General features: G+C 65.0%; 15 protein-coding genes. 8 read left to right on the top strand and 7 right to left on the bottom strand.

Annotated features, from left to right (window positions below; translation table 11 throughout):
• Positions 1-51: 51 nt before the first annotated feature.
• The 3 genes from purL (at position 52) to NGM10_RS01620 (ending at position 4,562) form a co-directional block, all read left to right on the top strand.
• Positions 52-2,175: a phosphoribosylformylglycinamidine synthase subunit PurL gene (gene purL / locus NGM10_RS01630; protein WP_253481098.1), complete on the top strand. Its 2,124-nt coding sequence runs from the start codon at positions 52-54 to the stop codon at positions 2,173-2,175.
• A gap of 173 nt (positions 2,176-2,348) precedes the next feature.
• Positions 2,349-2,591 (top strand): hypothetical protein, encoded by a 243-nt coding sequence (locus NGM10_RS01625; protein ID WP_253481096.1) that lies wholly within the window; start codon positions 2,349-2,351, stop codon positions 2,589-2,591.
• A 735-nt stretch (positions 2,592-3,326) separates the two neighbouring features.
• On the top strand, positions 3,327-4,562 hold the full coding sequence (locus NGM10_RS01620; RefSeq protein ID WP_253481094.1) for a hypothetical protein: 1,236 nt from the start codon (positions 3,327-3,329) through the stop codon (positions 4,560-4,562).
• Between the two features lie 22 nt (positions 4,563-4,584).
• Here NGM10_RS01620 and NGM10_RS01615 read toward each other — a convergent pair whose 3' ends face one another.
• Positions 4,585-5,229, bottom strand: coding sequence for a hypothetical protein (locus NGM10_RS01615; RefSeq protein ID WP_253481091.1), 645 nt, complete (start codon positions 5,227-5,229; stop codon positions 4,585-4,587).
• 223 nt (positions 5,230-5,452) lie between these two features.
• Here NGM10_RS01615 and NGM10_RS01610 point away from each other — a divergent pair, with 223 nt between their 5' ends.
• On the top strand, positions 5,453-6,001 hold the full coding sequence (locus NGM10_RS01610; protein ID WP_253481090.1) for a molybdopterin-dependent oxidoreductase: 549 nt from the start codon (positions 5,453-5,455) through the stop codon (positions 5,999-6,001).
• 17 nt (positions 6,002-6,018) lie between these two features.
• Here the strand turns inward: NGM10_RS01610 and NGM10_RS01605 are convergent, their stop codons facing one another.
• Positions 6,019-6,201 carry a DUF7550 family protein gene (locus tag NGM10_RS01605; RefSeq protein WP_253481089.1) on the bottom strand — a complete coding sequence of 61 codons (183 nt, stop codon included), beginning with the start codon at positions 6,199-6,201 and terminating at the stop codon, positions 6,019-6,021.
• An 874-nt stretch (positions 6,202-7,075) separates the two neighbouring features.
• Between NGM10_RS01605 and NGM10_RS01600 the strand changes: the two genes are divergently transcribed.
• The 3 genes from NGM10_RS01600 to hisF all read left to right on the top strand — a co-directional run bounded on the left by NGM10_RS01600 (position 7,076) and on the right by hisF (position 9,413).
• Positions 7,076-8,143: a hypothetical protein gene (locus tag NGM10_RS01600; protein WP_253481088.1), complete on the top strand. Its 1,068-nt coding sequence runs from the start codon at positions 7,076-7,078 to the stop codon at positions 8,141-8,143.
• A gap of 8 nt (positions 8,144-8,151) precedes the next feature.
• Positions 8,152-8,499, top strand: a complete 348-nt coding sequence (locus NGM10_RS01595) for a hypothetical protein (RefSeq protein WP_253481087.1) — start codon at positions 8,152-8,154, stop codon at positions 8,497-8,499.
• 98 nt (positions 8,500-8,597) lie between these two features.
• Positions 8,598-9,413 carry an imidazole glycerol phosphate synthase subunit HisF gene (gene hisF / locus NGM10_RS01590; RefSeq protein ID WP_253481086.1) on the top strand — a complete coding sequence of 272 codons (816 nt, stop codon included), beginning with the start codon at positions 8,598-8,600 and terminating at the stop codon, positions 9,411-9,413.
• A 70-nt stretch (positions 9,414-9,483) separates the two neighbouring features.
• Here hisF and NGM10_RS01585 read toward each other — a convergent pair whose 3' ends face one another.
• A complete protein-coding gene (locus tag NGM10_RS01585; RefSeq protein ID WP_253481085.1) occupies positions 9,484-10,236 on the bottom strand; it encodes a hypothetical protein in 753 nt (250 codons plus the stop codon).
• 342 nt (positions 10,237-10,578) lie between these two features.
• Positions 10,579-10,863 carry a DNA-directed RNA polymerase subunit L gene (locus NGM10_RS01580; protein ID WP_253481084.1) on the bottom strand — a complete coding sequence of 95 codons (285 nt, stop codon included), beginning with the start codon at positions 10,861-10,863 and terminating at the stop codon, positions 10,579-10,581.
• Positions 10,864-10,982: 119 nt separating this feature from the next.
• Between NGM10_RS01580 and NGM10_RS01575 the strand changes: the two genes are divergently transcribed.
• A complete protein-coding gene (locus NGM10_RS01575; protein ID WP_253481082.1) occupies positions 10,983-12,629 on the top strand; it encodes a rhomboid family intramembrane serine protease in 1,647 nt (548 codons plus the stop codon).
• 6 nt (positions 12,630-12,635) lie between these two features.
• On the opposite strand, the gene NGM10_RS01570 is transcribed toward NGM10_RS01575, so the two are convergent.
• From NGM10_RS01570 to NGM10_RS01560, 3 genes are all read right to left on the bottom strand, one after another.
• On the bottom strand, positions 12,636-13,271 hold the full coding sequence (locus tag NGM10_RS01570; protein ID WP_253481080.1) for an METTL5 family protein: 636 nt from the start codon (positions 13,269-13,271) through the stop codon (positions 12,636-12,638).
• A 380-nt stretch (positions 13,272-13,651) separates the two neighbouring features.
• Positions 13,652-14,053 (bottom strand): DUF7961 family protein, encoded by a 402-nt coding sequence (locus NGM10_RS01565; protein WP_253481077.1) that lies wholly within the window; start codon positions 14,051-14,053, stop codon positions 13,652-13,654.
• A 77-nt stretch (positions 14,054-14,130) separates the two neighbouring features.
• Positions 14,131-15,387, bottom strand: a complete 1,257-nt coding sequence (locus NGM10_RS01560; protein ID WP_253481074.1) for a PQQ-binding-like beta-propeller repeat protein — start codon at positions 15,385-15,387, stop codon at positions 14,131-14,133.
• Positions 15,388-15,457: the final 70 nt, after the last annotated feature.

The raw sequence follows: 15,457 nt of genomic DNA, 5'->3' as shown, positions 1-15,457 counted from the left end.
GTACTTGCGTATAGAAAGGCATTAATCCGCGCTGTCTGTACAGGAGAGTGAATGAGCCTCTCCGAGCCAGACCGCGAACGGGTCGTCGACGAACTCGGCCGGGAGCCGACCCCGGCGGAGTCAGCCCTGTTCGAGAACCTCTGGAGCGAACACTGCGCGTACCGCTCCTCGCGACCCCTGCTCTCGGCGTTCGACTCGTCGGGCGAGCAGGTCGTCGTCGGGCCGGGCGACGACGCGGCGGTGGTCGCGGTCACCGACGACACCTACGTCACGATGGGTATCGAGAGCCACAACCACCCCTCGTTCGTGGACCCCTACGACGGCGCGGCCACCGGCGTCGGCGGCATCGTCCGCGACACCCTCTCGATGGGCGCGTACCCCATCGCGCTCGCCGACTCGCTGTACTTCGGCGACTTCGACCGCGAGCACTCGCGCTACCTGCTGGAGGGCGTCGTCGAGGGAATCTCGGACTACGGCAACTCCATCGGCGTGCCGACCGTGGCCGGTAGCACCGCGTTCCACGACGACTACGAGGGCAATCCCCTCGTCAACGTGGCCTGCGTGGGCCTGCTCGACGACGAGCGCCTCGTCACGGCCGACGCGAAAGAGCTCGGAAACGCGCTCGTCCTCGTCGGGAACGCGACCGGCCGGGACGGCCTCGGCGGCGCGAGTTTCGCCAGCGAGGACCTCTCGGAGGACGCCGAGACCGAGGACCGCCCGGCGGTCCAGGTCGGCGACCCCTACACCGAGAAGCTCCTGATCGAAGCCAACGAGGCCCTGCTCGACCGCGACCTCGTGGAGGCGGCCCGCGACCTCGGCGCGGCCGGACTCGGTGGCGCGTCCTCCGAGATGGTCGCCAAGGGCGGTCTCGGTTGCGAGATCGAACTCGAACGAGTCCACCAGCGCGAGCCGAACATGAACGCGCTGGAAATCCTGCTCGCCGAGTCCCAAGAGCGGATGTGCTACGAGGTCCGCCCCGAGAACGTCGACGCGGTAGAGCAGGTCGCCGAGAAGTACGACCTCGGTTGCTCGGTCATCGGCGAAGTGACCGAGGGCAACTACGTCTGCACGTTCGAGGGCGACGTGGTGGTCGACGCACCGCCGGAGTTCCTCGCCGACGGCGCGCCGATGAACGACCTGCCCGCCGAGGAGCCGACCCAGCCCGACCGCGACCTCCCAGATTCCGACCTCGAATCGGCGTTCGAGGCGGTCGTCTCCAGCCCCAACACCGCGAGCAAGCGGTGGGTCTACCGCCAGTACGACCACGAGGTGCAGGTCCGGACCGCGACCGGGCCGGGCGACGATTCGGCGGTGTTGGCGCTCCGGGACGCAGAGAAGGGGCTGGCCTTCTCGTCGGGCGCAGACCCCAACTGGACGACCGCCGCGCCCTACGACGGCGCTCGCGCGGTGGCGCTCGAAAATGCGACCAACCTCGCGGCGAAGGGAGCGACACCGCTCGCCGCCGTGGACTGCCTCAACGGCGGCAACCCCGAGAAACCCGACGTGTACGGCGGTTTCAAGGGTATCGTGGACGGTCTCGCAGATATGTGTGCGGCGCTCGGCGCGCCGGTCGTCGGCGGTAACGTCTCGCTCTACAACGATTCGCCCTCGGGGCCGATTCCGCCGACCCCGACGCTCGCGATGACCGGCACGAAGGACGGGTTCGAAGCGCCGCCCGCCTCGCTCTCTGGCGAGGGGGCCCTGCTCGTCGTCGGAGACGACGGCGGCGCGCGGTTGGGCGGGTCGGAGTACCTCGCCCGGTTCGGTGGGACCGACCGCTTCCCCGCGCTTCCCGAGAACCCCCGTGAGGTCGTGGCGGCGCTCGCGGAGGTGGCAGACCACCCCGACACGTTGGCGGTCCACGACGTGAGCCACGGCGGTCTCGCGGTAGCGCTCGCCGAGATGGTCACCGACGAGGCGGGCGCGACGGTCGAACTGTCGGGCGATGCGAGCTCCGCAGAACTCCTGTTCGCCGAGACGCCCGGCCGTGCGGTCGTGGAGACGACCGACCCCGACGCGGTCGGCGAGGCGTTCGAGGGCGTGGCCCCGGTCGAAGAGGTCGGCGCGGCCGACTCGTCGGCCGCGCTCGACCTGACCGTCGACGACGAGACGCTCTCGTACGACGCCAGCGAGATCTCGGACCTGCGGGACGTGCTGGCCCGGGAACTCGACTGAACCGATTTGGCCGCTAGAGCCGTTTTATCTCCTCTTACGTCGCGAGAACGCGCCGCTGAGCGCGGAGGGAACGCCCACCGATAAACGGATAACCGCGATACGCTATCCGTAGGATGCGGCCGAGACGTGAGCCGAAGAAAACACGTTTGTCACCGGCGTCCGACGGGACGCGTATGTCCGATATCTCCGCCCGAGAGGCCCTCCGCTACGCGACCGACGACGAGATGCTGAAGCTCTACGGCGTCCTCGTGGGCGGGTGGAGTGCGATGGCGGTCGGCGAGTTTGTCGCTCGCACGTCCGTGCAGGCTGGAGTTCGGTTCCTCGCCCTCGCCGGTGTCGTGGCGGGCGCACTCGCGGTCCTCGCCGGTGTCGTCGCCATCGCGTACAAGGTCCTCGCCGAGGGCCGGCCGACGTGAGCGTGGCCGGTTCGACCACCGACGACCCCCTCTCGACTGATAACTCTCGAGCCGAACACGTTCAGGTGCGTTCTAGGCCCGAAAACTGGGTTCCGGCTTGAAGGACGAGTTGGCTCCAGTGTGGCGTATGTCACGCCATCCGACCGGCAGACGGCCGACCAGCCGAGGTGATTCGCGGTGAGCCTCTCGCGGCGCGACTTCATCCGCGGTGCCGGAGCGGGCACCGTCGGCGCGCTCCTCGGGAGCGGCTGGGAGGCGACCCAGAGCATCGACCCGGTGACCGACGTGGACAACCCGCTCAAGTCGTACGAATCGCGACTGGGAGCAGGTCTACCACGACATCTACGCCTGCGACTCGGTGGACTGGACGGGGTGTCACCCCAACTGCACCCAGTCGTGCGCGCTCAACTTCTACATGAAGAACGGGGTTCTCATCCGGGCCGAGTAGGTCTATCACGACGAGGAGGCCAGCCCCGGCCCCGGCGGCTACGAGAACGCCGACGTGAGCCAGCACTGGAACCCCCGCGGGTGCATGAAGGGACGGCCCGGGCGAAGTCCTCAGGCAAGTTCCTCGTGCGGTCCTCGCCGCCCACACTCGATACCCCGCTACCAATCGGTCGCTCGGATGTTCCATGCCATCGACCGGAACATTATCTGTCCAGACCCACCCCTTATTAATTTTTCCTATGTGGTAAAATAAAAATATATTAATGTAGGAATCTAAATTAGATTGCGATGAAACGAAAAGAACTGCAGACGGCGAGTCGACGTAGATTCATGCAGATATTGTCAGCGATGGGCGTTTCAGTGGGAACGATACAGACTCTCTCACAGGAGGGTCTCGCCGCGCTGACCGACGATCCGACGGACCAAGTCCCGATACTGGTCGGCCACGAGCACACCTATCCGGATGGATACGACTCAGCGCCCGTCGTCGAACCGATCCACAAGACCATCGCGTATGATCGATGGGCCAAAATACAGGCGGCATACGACGCAGCACGGACGGTCGAAGCGTCTCTGAGCCGGGAGTTGGCTGCTACCGCCGAGGAAGCGTCCCTCGGATATACAGTCGCCGGACGATCCAAAAGCGACGCGAGCGTCTCGAACGCCAAGCCAGTAACCGTTGGTGTCAAATACAACTCGTCGTCGAAGACCAACACGGACCTCGAGATTTCCGTCAACTACAAAACGAAGGTCAGGCGCGGGCCGGACGGCAGTGAGATGAGATTCGAGCCCAACGTTTCGCTCGAACGACTCGAAGAGGTCGCACCGACGACGGCCGACGGAAGGTTCGCGGACGACGACTTCGAGCAGACCTTCTCGGATTTCCCCGTGGTTGTCTCCGAGAAGGTCGACGAGCAAGAAAGCGACTTCGAGTGGGAGAAATACCGGCCAATCGTCGGCGGCTGTCATATCGGGGAACTCGACGGTAACGGTGCAGGGTCGACCTGTTTCTCGGTCTGGCACAAGGAACGCGAAGAGCGCGTCATGCTGACGTCCGGCCACGTCGTCGATGGGTGGCCCGGCGTCGAACAACCGAACCACGACGAAACCGTCTCCTACGACTACGACGACGATGGGTGGGAGGTGTACGATGATTTCGACGCTGGCTGGTTCGAGGTGTCGGTCGACCAGTTCCCGGGGATTGCCGAGCCGAACGGCAACGGCTACAGAGACGAGACCCTCTCGGGAACCCGGAGTCTGGAATGGCTCCAAGCTGAGGGCCACTACACGGAGTTCATCAAACAAGGGAAAACGACGGGCCGGACGACCGGCACCATCGACGAGGTCGAAAACGAGACCGAACACAAATTCAACTCGACCTGCGACAGCGATGGTGGTGATTCCGGAGGAATCTACTACGAGGTCGACGACGATAGCTACTACATCATCGGTGTCCACAACTGGGCGACTGGCAAAGGGAACGGAATCGAGCGAGTCGAAGAAGTCCTGAACGTCGTCCCCTAGCGGGGTATCCCCAGAACTCTTTTTAGGCCTCGGTGGACCCCTCGTGGACGAGATCGAAGGCGACGGCGACAGCTGGCTCGATTCCCCAGTACACGAACCGATACCGACCGGATTCCAAGTCCGGACAGACGGTCAGTTCTGGAGTGGGCTCGACGATACCCTCCTCGGTCAACTCGATCTCCCATTCGAATCCCTCGTCCGGTGGGAGGTCGGCACCCAGATCAGTGTCGTCGAACGTATCGCCGTCGGTCTTGCCCCTGACCTCCTCCCAGCCGTCGTCCGTGTGTACTTCGAGCCCCCAGTCCGATTCGTCACCGGTACTAACATACTCGTCGGACACGTTTACGAGCGTTATCCGAGCGGTATCACCGTAGTCGAAATAAGTATCAGATACCCGGAGGGAAATCTCGTCGGTGTCTCCCCACTCTACGGTCTCGTAGTTCGTCGGGTAGCGGGTGAATTCGTCGTCCGTACACCGCCATTCCTGTGGGACCGACTCGGGGCTCCCGGTCGGACGAACCGACTCATTCTCCCTCCCGCCGTCCGTCAGCGTTCGCGTCTCGGACTCTTCCCGCGAGTCAGTTGGCGCTGTTATCGAGGTCATACAGCCAGCGAGTCCACTGAGACAGGTCGAACTGAGCCCGATAACGAGTTTTCGTCTCTCCATATCTTGTTTTCGCAATTACAGGAATAAAGCTCTTGTGTATATAATTTTTAACTTTCATTTCTTTATTAAAAGAAAGTCACGGGGTGTTGCGGAGTGATTCGTTTCGACACTCTGCGGGACCACGGAGATGAGAGTCGACCCCGATTCCCGCCGCGACGAGCGGGAGCGCGGATGCCCCGAGGACCGCGAGACTGCGCGGGTCGCGCCCGGCCTCCGATAGCCCATGTCAGGTGGGCAATCCGCCGCAACCGAATCGCGCGAGTCGGACGGCGAGCGGACCGACCGAATCCACCGAAACGGCCGACTCGACGGCCGCGAGCCGGTGACCGTGGTCGGAAGCCGGGAACTGGCGGTCCCCGTCCACTCGGGGGAGCGTGACAGCGACGGCGACGGCGGTCTCGGGGTCGGCGTCGACGCCGACCCCGAGACCGCGGCGTGGTCGTTCCGATGCGCCTCGGGCAGCGAGATCGGCGGGCCGTGGACCGGCGTCCCCGTCTCGGACCTCCTCGACGCCGCCGAGGCCCCGGACGCGACCACCCACGTCGCGGTCGAGGGCGACGACGGCTATCGGGTCTGCGTACCGGTCTCGGCCGCGCTGGACGGCCTGCTCGCCCATCGCAGTGCGGGCGAACCGCTCGACGCCCCGCGGTTCGTCGCGCCCGGCGTCTCCGGCGTCAGGACCGGCAAGCGGGTCGCTCGGATCGACGCCGTCGCGCTCGCGCCCGAGACCGACCCGGAGGCGGTCGAGGAGTTGAAACTCGAAGAGAAGTGAGTCGTTCGACGGGCGTTTCAGGCCGCCAGAAGCGGGAGCGCGAACGCCACCAGCAGGCCGACGACGAGGACCGCGAAGCCGATGCCGACCTCCCGGGTCGTGAACTCCTGCATCGGCGAGGTCGTCCGCTCCAGTCCCTCGATGTCGTGGCCGTGCGTCTCGCCGTGGTCGTCGTGGCCGTGGTCGTCGTGGTCGCTCATGGCCCGACGTTGCCGTCGCGCGCACTTAAACGTAGCCGAATCCGAGCGGCCGGTGCCACCCGCCACAGTCGAAACCGTGAAACCTCCGTCGTGCCAACCCCCGCGCAACGAATGACCCTCACCAAGCGCATCATCCCGTGCATCGACGTGGACGTAGACGAGGACGGGAACGCGGCGGTGTACACGGACAACGACCGAGAGAACTCTTCGGAGCCGCCACGGCGTTCCGGAAACGGAACCTCAAATCTACTCCGCCTCGTAGTGGGTCATCTTGACCGTAGTCGGAATCATCACTGTTGCATTCATGCTGAGGAACGTCGTCGTGCCCTGCTGGACTCCCCGTCAGGTCCCGGCCTTTGAGGACTTATTCATTTCCCAGGGCCTGTCGAACCAGGGTTGGGCCACGTAGTCGTAGCCCGCCTTCTCGGGTCGATGAGGACCGAGAGGGTGTATCACTAGAGGTTGGGGTATTCGTTCACAAGGGCGCGTACTCCCCGTACATGTAGTTGATGCACTCCTCGTGGGTCGTGATGTCTTTGCAGGTCGCGAGAATCACCATCTTGCAGGACATGACGTGAGAGTTCGTGTGAGATTGTTGTGAAAGTTCGAGTATTCTCAAACGCCAACCCTACATCCAACCATGATATTAAATATCCTTAATATATAGCTATTACATAATATTTGATTAGGAAAATATAAATTATACCTATCTGATGTTTTGATTGCACTATAGCAGAAGATAGTGCAAGCGAGAACTAAGATGCACAGAGTCCCCGACGATCGGTTCTGAAAGGGATGACAGCCCTTGGAACGGTCAGTACGGGGGTCGTTGTTCGTTGGTCAGGTAGATGCGGCCAGCACGTACAACGGATATATGAATGACCTTTCCAGTCAACACGGAGATACTGAAAGTACCGGCGAGGATGATGATCCGTGTGGAACCGAATCTGATCTTTCGACCGACTGTACCAGTTACTCGGATCGGTGGAAATCTTACTTCAAGTTCGAGGATGGTTACAACGAAACTCAGTACGGAATTCGATCATCTAATCGAGATGTAAGTGCTGAAACGAAGTATGATTCATCAGGTGGAACGACGTACGACCTGTACATCAGTGACTCTGACATCAATAAATTTCAGAATCATCAGGCAGACGTGAGAAATGCGTTAGACAGCTCGGCAGGGAGTGGAGCACCAACTTCAGATGAGACGACACCTGTCGATCTCACGGTTGGAGATGCTGGAACCTCTACTACTCTCTACTCGTGGGACATCGAACACGGAAATGTCGATGTTGGTGGACGAGTGTCTGGCACTTTAGATGACACGAACGTTCCGCTCTTGGAATACACTTCTGCTGACTGGGTTGATGGCGGTCGAGCAGAAGTCAGTTGTACGAGTAACTTCGCTGGCGGTGCCTTCGCTTGGTCTGAAGTCTTCGCCCACGTAGATGTTTCTGGTTCCCGGTCCGCAGAAGTGGACATCGTGTTCGACGGAGACTGGGAGGCGAATCTATTCGCGGCACTCGGAAGCGCAAGCTTCTCAATTGAAGGGTTCGTTCGTGAAGTGACGAGCACCGGAACGAACACAATCAAGACCCAGGAGATTCTTGAGCGTTCTCAGACTACAGTATCAAGTAATGGAAGCGGTCTGACAGATCCTCAGTTCTACAACCCCCTCTGGTACAACGAAGGGAAGCTGGCAACTGATGATTCCAATGTGGTTCCGGTTTCCACTATCGAACCCGGTAAAGAGTATCACATCGGAATCCGAGTTCGTGCGGACACGGAGACCTTCACCAAGGGACCGGGAAGTGGACGTGTCCACGTCTCGGACTTCTCTAACGAAACCTCGCACAAGAAAGGCAATCTGAACAATACCGAAAGCGGTAAAAAGAACTTCGTGGAACTAGATCATATCCAGATTAACTGGGAGCAGTAGAGTAAAAAATGGTCCCTGAAGGTCTGAAGAAGTTCACCCTCTGTACGGTAGGAGCTTGGCTACTGATAGGTCTAGCCAACGGACTAATAGTAGTTATGACACCAGTATGGGGGTATGTAACGATTGCAAGCGTCTTCGGCGCACCTGTCGTCGGATACGTACTCGGCGTGCGATTGGATTTGGACCTCAGCCGATTTGCCAAGTTCCTCTTGGCAGTAATTGGCCTTACTCTGGTTCCGTACGCCGCGTTCCAGACCTGGGGACCGATTTCGGACTCGATTCGAGTCCTCCTCATCATCAGGCTGATGAGTTTCATTGGAGTTCTCAGTGTCGCCTACTATTTAATATACGAGTAACCGACTACGACTAAAGCGCCGAATTCGCGACCCTGAAAGGCACTTAGTGTTGGTTCCTTCGGGTAGTTTATCATGGGATAGTTCATAGTAAGCCCTAGATGACCCTCACCAAGCGCATCATCCCGTGCATCGACGTGGACGTAGACGAGGACGGGAACGCGGCGGTGTACACGGGCGTCAACTTCGAGAACCTCGAATACACCGGCGACCCGGTCGAGATGGCCCGCCGGTACAACGAGTCGGGGGCCGACGAGTTCGTCTTCCTCGACATCACCGCGAGCGCCGACGGCCGCGAGACCATGCTCGGCGTGGTCGAGGACGTGGCCGACGAGATTTTCATCCCCCTGACCGTGGGCGGGGGCATCCGGACCCGCGAGGACATCAAGGAGACCCTCCGGGCGGGCGCGGACAAGGTCTCGATAAACTCCGGCGCGATAGCGAACCCCGACCTCGTCACGCAGGGCGCGGAGGCGTTCGGCAGTCAGTGCATCGTCATCAGCGTCGACGCCAAGCGGCGCTTCGACGAGCGCGGCGAGCACTACGTCGAGGTCGACGGCGAGTCCTGCTGGTTCGAGTGCACGGTCAAGGGCGGCCGCGAGGGGACCGGCCTCGACGTGGTCGAGTGGTCGGCAGAGGCCGAGGACCGCGGCGCGGGCGAGCTGTTCGTCAACTCCATCGACGCCGACGGCACCGAGGAGGGCTACGACATCCCGCTCACGAAGGCGGTCTGCGACGCCGTCGACACTCCGGTCATCGCCTCCTCGGGCTGCGGCGGTCCCGAAGACATGTACGAGGTGTTCACCGAAGCGGGTGCCGACGCCGCGCTCGCGGCCTCCATCTTCCACTACGACGAGTACTCGGTCGGCGAGGTCAAGGAGTACCTCGACGAGAAGGGACTGCCGATTCGGCTCTGAGTCCCGCGGTTCGGCCCGCACCGCGGGCCGAACCGCGGGCGCTTCTGTCGGTCTGGTTCTCGGGTCTCGTCTACCGTTCGGATGCCCGAAGCGCCTCGGTGTCGTCGGTGGTCTCGTTTCCTTCGACGGTCGTCTCGGTTCCGTCCAGTCCGTCGTCGCCCACGCCGCCGCCGAGGACCGAGCCGATACCGGCCGAGGCGTTCTCGACGCTCGCGCTCTCGGCCGCGACCTCGTCGAGCTGGACGTTATCGACCGTCATGTTCCCGACCGCCATGGTGGGTTCCGCGTCGGTCTCGTCGGTCTCCTCGGGCGTCGTCGCGGGGGAGATGTCGGCCGAGACGTTCTCGACGCCGACTTCGCCGACGCGGCTCTCCTCGACCACGAGCGACTCGATGCGGGCGTCTTCGAGCGTGGCGTTGTCGAGGGTCACCGACCCGTCCTCGGGGTCCTCGCCGCCGAGCAACTGGTCGGCGACGGTCTCGTTCCGGACGGTGACGTTCGTCATCGTCACGTTCTCCAGCGTCGCGTTGGTGACCGTCAGGTTCGACGCCGTGGCGTTGCCGAGCGGGTTGGTGTCGCCCGTCTCGCGTTCGAGGACCGTGTTCCGGAGTTGGGCGTCGTCGACGCCGACGTCGGTCATCTGGAGCTCCTCGATGGTCAGATTCTCCACCTCGACTTCGGTGTCGTTCTGGGCGTCCTGCGCCGCGAGCGCGTCCGTCGCGCCGCCGGACGCGCTCGCGCGCGGCGCGTCGGCCGCCGCCACCGCCGACGACGCGCCAGCGAGCAGGACGAGCGTAGCTACGACTACTGCGTTGGTTCTCATGCGCTCTGTGGCTCACCGACCGCGTCAATAAACGGCGCTCACCGTTTCGACCTTCCGTGGCCGATTACGGCCGTTACGGACCGCTTACCGCGCGGGCGACCGAGCGCAGTCCGGCGGTTCGTCGGCGCGACGGCGCGACCGACGGCCGGGGCGGTTCTGGACGGTCGAGGCGATTCTGGCAGGTCGAGGCGATTCAGGCGGTTCGAGACGGGCGGCGGCGCTCGCGGTCGGCCGCGAGCGCCGCCGCTCGGGAGCGCGAACGTCGATTCCACCGTCTGAACCGCGATTCGACAATCTGAACCGCCATTCGGCCGTCTGAACGGCGTGAGCGGTCCGGGAGAATCAGGCCGCGCTCTCGTAGGCGTCCCGGAACGCGGTCGTCTTGTCCTTGATGTCGTTCGCGGCCGCCTCCAGCGCGTCGAGGGGGTCGGTGCCGTCCTCGGTCTTGATGGTCAGGATGGGCTCGGTCTGTCCGCCCGACTGCTCGGGGTTCACGTCGTACGTCGCGGCGGCGACGCCCTCGCGTTCGAGGAGGGTGCCCTTCAGCACGTTCATGAAGGTGTGGTCCTCCCCGGCGATTTCGATAGAGATCTCGTCCTCGGCCTTCTCGATGACCCGGAGTTCCATACACCTCTGTTCTGTCGTCGGCCGTTTCAATATTGCGAAAGCTCGGTTCCGTCGGGCACGCGACGCCAATCGGAGCGATTCGCCCCGAATTTATACCGTCTCGGTCGAAACGCTGGGACATGCTCGACGTTCCGCCGTGGCTCCCCGCGCCCGAGCAGGTCGCCATCCCGCTCGCGTTCCTGCTGTCGTTCGCGCTGGTGTGGCGACTCGACCGGCCGCGAGGGCGGTGGGGCCAGCGACTCCGGACGCGGTTCGTCCTCGGCGTGCCGTGGGGGAGCCTCGTGTCGCTCGGCGTCGTCCTCGCGGTGTACCTGTTCGCCCAGCAGGGCGCACAGCGATGGCACGCGCCCCTGACGCTTCCGTTCTCGTCGTGGTCGTACCTCTACCCGACCGGGTGGGTGTTCGCGGCGTTCTCCCACGCGGGGTCGGGCCACCTGCTAGGCAATCTGACCACCGCGCTCGCGGTCGCGCCCCTCGCGGAGTACTTCTTCGGCCACTTCCGGGCGGAGCGCGGCGAGAACCCCTTCTCGTCGTGGTCGACCGACCCCTACGTCAGGGCGTTCGTGGTCTTCCCGGCCGGGGTGCTCGTCGTGGGACTCGCTACCAGCCTGTTCTCGTGGGGACCCATCATCGGATTCTCGGGGGTCGTGTTCGCGTTCGTCGGCTTCGCGCTGGTGCGCTACCCCCTGCTGACCGTGGTGGCGGTGTCGGGCCAGGAGGTCGTCGGGACCGTCTACAACGCGCTCCGGGACCCCGTCGTCGTCGGGTCGGCAGGCCCCGGCTTCAGCGAACCGTGGTGGTACGGCGTCGCGGTCCAGGGCCACGCGCTCGGCCTCCTGCTCGGTGCGATTCTCGGAGTCGCGGTCCTCTACCGTCGTCGCGAGCGTCCGAGCGCGCTCCGGCTCTGGACCGGCGCGGTCGTCCTCGGGACCACGATGACCCTCTGGGCGCTCTGGTGGTACCGCGGCGAGAGCAGTTACGTCCTCTACCGCGGGCTCGGCGTCGTCTTCGTCGTCGCGCTCGCGGCGGTGACGACCCTCGCGGCGACCGCCGACCGCCGACCCCTGTTCGGGAACGTCTCGCGCCAGCAGGTCGGCTTGCTCGCGCTCCTCCTGCCGCTGGCCGCGATGGCCGGGGTCGCCATCCCGGTCAACCTCGGAACCGTGACCGACGCGGGCGCGCCCGGCGGCGGCCCCGCGGTCGAGGTCGGCGGCTACACCGTGACCTACGCCGAGAACGTGAGCAACGAGAAGGTCTCGGTCGTGGACGTGGAACTGCTGGGCGAGTCGACCGACGTGCGGACCAGCGGCGTCGTCGTGGTCAACGAGGACCGCGAGATATGGACTCAGCAGGTCTCGAAGGGGAGACTCGCGTTCTCGGGCCGGGCGAACGTCCGCGTGGGCGGCCTCGGGTGGTCGGAGGTCGTCTCGGTCCAGCGACGGGGGTGGTCGGCCGCCGACGGCCCGACCGCGTATCAGGTCTGGCTCCGGGGTCCCGACGACGAGGGCTGGACCCAGACGTTCGCCTCCGACCCCGCGACCGCCGGACCGACGCTCGCCGAAAAGAACGTGAGCGTGGTCCCCGAGGACGGCGACTTCCGGGTTCGGCTCTCGGCGAACGACTCCACTGTCGCGGAGGGACCGGTTCCGGCGACCGACGGCAACATGACCCTCGACGACGTCCGATTCGAGCGCGAGGACGACGACCTGTTCGCCGAAGTCGACGGCACCCGCGTCCGCGTGGCGTCGAAGGAGACGTACAACTGAGCCCCGTCAGGACCACACGACCCGGAAAACCTCGGCGTCGATGACCTCCCGCTCGCTGGTCTGGTGGTCGAACTGCCTGTCGAGCGCGAGTTCCGCCCGGAAGGCGTGGGTCACCTCGCCGCCCTCGTCGGCCGCGAACGCCTCGACGAACTCGCGGCTCCCGGCGTTGTGGACGGAGTAGGAGACCGACCCGACCTCGGCCGCGGTCGCGAGGAACGCGCGGTCGGCGTGTTCGTTGCCCCGCTGTGCGCCGAACGGCGGGTTCATCAGCACGGTTGCGTCCGAGGCGCAGATCGGGTGGCGGGTCGCGTCGGCGAGGAGCCACTCGACCTCGGTCTCGGTTGCGGCCTCCGACTCGGGCGCGATTCGACGCTCGTTCTCGCGGGCGACTCCGAGCGCGTCGGGGTCGCGGTCGAGCGCGAGGACGCGGGCGGGCGACCGCGTGGCCGCCCCGAGCGCGAGCATCCCGGTTCCGGTGCCCAAATCGAGGACCGTCCGTCCGGCGAGGTCGCCCTGCACGTCGGCGAGGTGGACGAGGTGGGCCGCCAGACCGGCGGGCGTGGGGTACTGCTCGAACTCGACGCGGGGGTCGTCGAATCCCGCGACTCGGGAGAGGCGACGTTCGAGCGCGGCCCTGCTCATAGGAGTGTGGAGGGAGCGGGCGAACGAGAACGTTGGGATTCGCTCGTCGGTCGGTGGAGTGGGTGGTTCGCTTGGAATTTCAGATAATCGTCCTCGAATTGCAGGTAACAGAGCCGTGAAGGGCCAGAAAGCCCCCGCCCGCTATACGACTACTCAGAAGGAGCCATGATTTCGTCCTCGAAAGCCCCCGCCCGGTCGCGGTCGCTCCGCGGGATATTTCCGCGCCTCACCGCAACGCACTGCATCGGCGCGGAAATAGTTGCCCGCGGAGACGACCAAGTCCTTCGGACGCGACCGGGCGGCCCCTTTCATTCCCACCCCGAGGAATCCGTCACCGGCCGATTCGCGTGGAAAGCGTCACCGAGCGCATCGGATTCGGCTCAGTCGTCGAGCGTGATGGGACCCGCCACGTCGAGTTCGACGCCCTCGCGGTGGGCGCGCTCGGCGACCGCCGCGAGCGCGGGCCGGACCTTCGACTCGTCGGCCACGGCGTCGAACTCGACGGTGACCGTGCTCGCGCCGAGGAAGGCGGCGGCCCGGACGAACTCGCGGATTCGGTCGGCCTCCTCCTGCGTGGCGAACGAGCAGTCCTCGCCGAAGCAGGCCTCGACGACCACGCGGGCGGGTACGAGGTCGTCGGCGACGAGTTCCCGCTTCAGGTCGCGCAGGCGGGCCGGAGCGGTCGAGGGGATTGTCTCGGCGTCGAGCGAGACGGGGGTGGCGTCCTCGACGCGACAACAGTCGATGGCAGTTCGAACGTCGGCGGAACGGGTGGCGCTCATCGTTACCACTGCATACCCGTTACTCATACAAAAAGGTTTGTGAATGCGCGATAGTAATACGTGCCGGGAGCGACGTTCTACGCCGATTCGAGCGCGTACGCCTTCGCAGACGTGTCCTCGCCCCCCTGAGTCAACAGGAAGACCGCGTCGTCGGCCACCGCGAGTCCCCTCGTCGGACTGCCTTCGACCGAGTGCGACCACCGCTCCGCGCCGATTCGAAGGTGGCGGACCCCGACCCCGCCGTCGAAATCGTACGCGGTGACGCCGTCCTCATCGGCGGCGTAGACGGTCTCGCCCGCCGCGGCGGGGCCGCACTGGGCTGTCTCCCCGCCGGTCCACCGGCGGTCGCCCGAGCGGGTGTCGAGCGCGACGAGGCGATGGCCCGCCGCGAACGCCGTCTTGCTCGTGACCACGAACGAGTCCGCGCTCCAGACGTCGGTCCGCCACGCGGTCGCGCCGGTCCGACCGGTGTCGAGTTCGACGGTCGGCCCGCCGAACGTGCTGACGAACGCGCCCCCGCCGTTGCTGGTCGCGAGCGCGGTGACGTGTCCCGGGAGTTTCCGACGCCACAGCGCCTCCCCGGTGGTGGAGTAGAGGCCGTACACCTCGCCCGCCTCGGTCGCCACGAGAAGTTCGGGGATGCCCCGGGCGAACCCGGTCACACTCCCGAACACGCGGCGGTGCCACCGCGCGTCTCCCGTTTCGAGGTCGACTGCGTAGACGTTTCCCTCGGCGTCGCCGACGAACAGACTCGGCCGGTCGGGGTCGAGCAGCAACGCGTAGACGCCGTGACCCTCCTGTCGGAAGCCCCACTCGCGCTCGCCGGTCTCGGCGTCGAGCGCGAGGACACCTTCGTCGGCCAGTCTGGCGACGTACACCGTCCCGTCGTGGTAGGCGACCTGCTGGGGCCACGTCCCGGCGTCGTCGGCCTCCTCTCGCCAGCGCTCCTCGCCCGTGACGGCGTCCACCGCGCGAATCGCGGTCGCGGTCGGCAGGAAAGCGGTCCCGTCGGCGACGACCGGACGGGCCGAGGGCGCGGAGATGTCGACGCTCCAGCGCTCGCTCACGCCGTCCCGCGGTCCCACCGGGTTCGGATTGTAGCACGACCCGAGGCGGTCGAATCGGGATTGGGGCCACCACTCCGTGTCGGGGTCGTCCTGCCCGGCGTAGTGGGGTTCCGGCGCACCGAGGCATCCGGCGGTCGCGCCGAGACCGACCGCCGCGACCCCGGCGAGGAACCGGCGGCGGGTCGCGGCGGTGGGGTCGGGCGCAGGGCTAGAGTCGGCGGCGTTCGTCCGGGGCCGGTTCGCCCGGGAGCGATTCGGTCGACTCACTCGCACCACCTCCCGTCGGCGACGGTCCGGTGGAGGAAAATGCTCTGGAGGGCCATGCCCGAAACGAGAC

This window comes from Halorussus salilacus (genome assembly GCF_024138125.1).
Taxonomy (GTDB): domain Archaea; phylum Halobacteriota; class Halobacteria; order Halobacteriales; family Haladaptataceae; genus Halorussus; species Halorussus salilacus.
The sequence above is the reverse complement of the archived record's forward strand: the minus strand, read 5'-3'. Positions and strand labels throughout refer to the sequence as shown.

Bases quoted from the DNA above. Each gene is read 5' to 3' on its own strand.
- purL (WP_253481098.1), top strand. From the start codon at position 52: ATGAGCCTCTCCGAGCCAGACCGCGAACGGGTCGTCGACGAACTCGGC.
- NGM10_RS01625 (WP_253481096.1), top strand. From the start codon at position 2,349: ATGTCCGATATCTCCGCCCGAGAGGCCCTCCGCTACGCGACCGACGAC.
- NGM10_RS01620 (WP_253481094.1), top strand. From the start codon at position 3,327: ATGAAACGAAAAGAACTGCAGACGGCGAGTCGACGTAGATTCATGCAG.
- NGM10_RS01615 (WP_253481091.1), bottom strand. From the start codon at position 5,229: ATGGAGAGACGAAAACTCGTTATCGGGCTCAGTTCGACCTGTCTCAGT.
- NGM10_RS01610 (WP_253481090.1), top strand. From the start codon at position 5,453: ATGTCAGGTGGGCAATCCGCCGCAACCGAATCGCGCGAGTCGGACGGC.
- NGM10_RS01605 (WP_253481089.1), bottom strand. From the start codon at position 6,201: ATGAGCGACCACGACGACCACGGCCACGACGACCACGGCGAGACGCAC.
- NGM10_RS01600 (WP_253481088.1), top strand. From the start codon at position 7,076: ATGAATGACCTTTCCAGTCAACACGGAGATACTGAAAGTACCGGCGAG.
- NGM10_RS01595 (WP_253481087.1), top strand. From the start codon at position 8,152: ATGGTCCCTGAAGGTCTGAAGAAGTTCACCCTCTGTACGGTAGGAGCT.
- hisF (WP_253481086.1), top strand. From the start codon at position 8,598: ATGACCCTCACCAAGCGCATCATCCCGTGCATCGACGTGGACGTAGAC.
- NGM10_RS01585 (WP_253481085.1), bottom strand. From the start codon at position 10,236: ATGAGAACCAACGCAGTAGTCGTAGCTACGCTCGTCCTGCTCGCTGGC.
- NGM10_RS01580 (WP_253481084.1), bottom strand. From the start codon at position 10,863: ATGGAACTCCGGGTCATCGAGAAGGCCGAGGACGAGATCTCTATCGAA.
- NGM10_RS01575 (WP_253481082.1), top strand. From the start codon at position 10,983: ATGCTCGACGTTCCGCCGTGGCTCCCCGCGCCCGAGCAGGTCGCCATC.
- NGM10_RS01570 (WP_253481080.1), bottom strand. From the start codon at position 13,271: ATGAGCAGGGCCGCGCTCGAACGTCGCCTCTCCCGAGTCGCGGGATTC.
- NGM10_RS01565 (WP_253481077.1), bottom strand. From the start codon at position 14,053: ATGAGCGCCACCCGTTCCGCCGACGTTCGAACTGCCATCGACTGTTGT.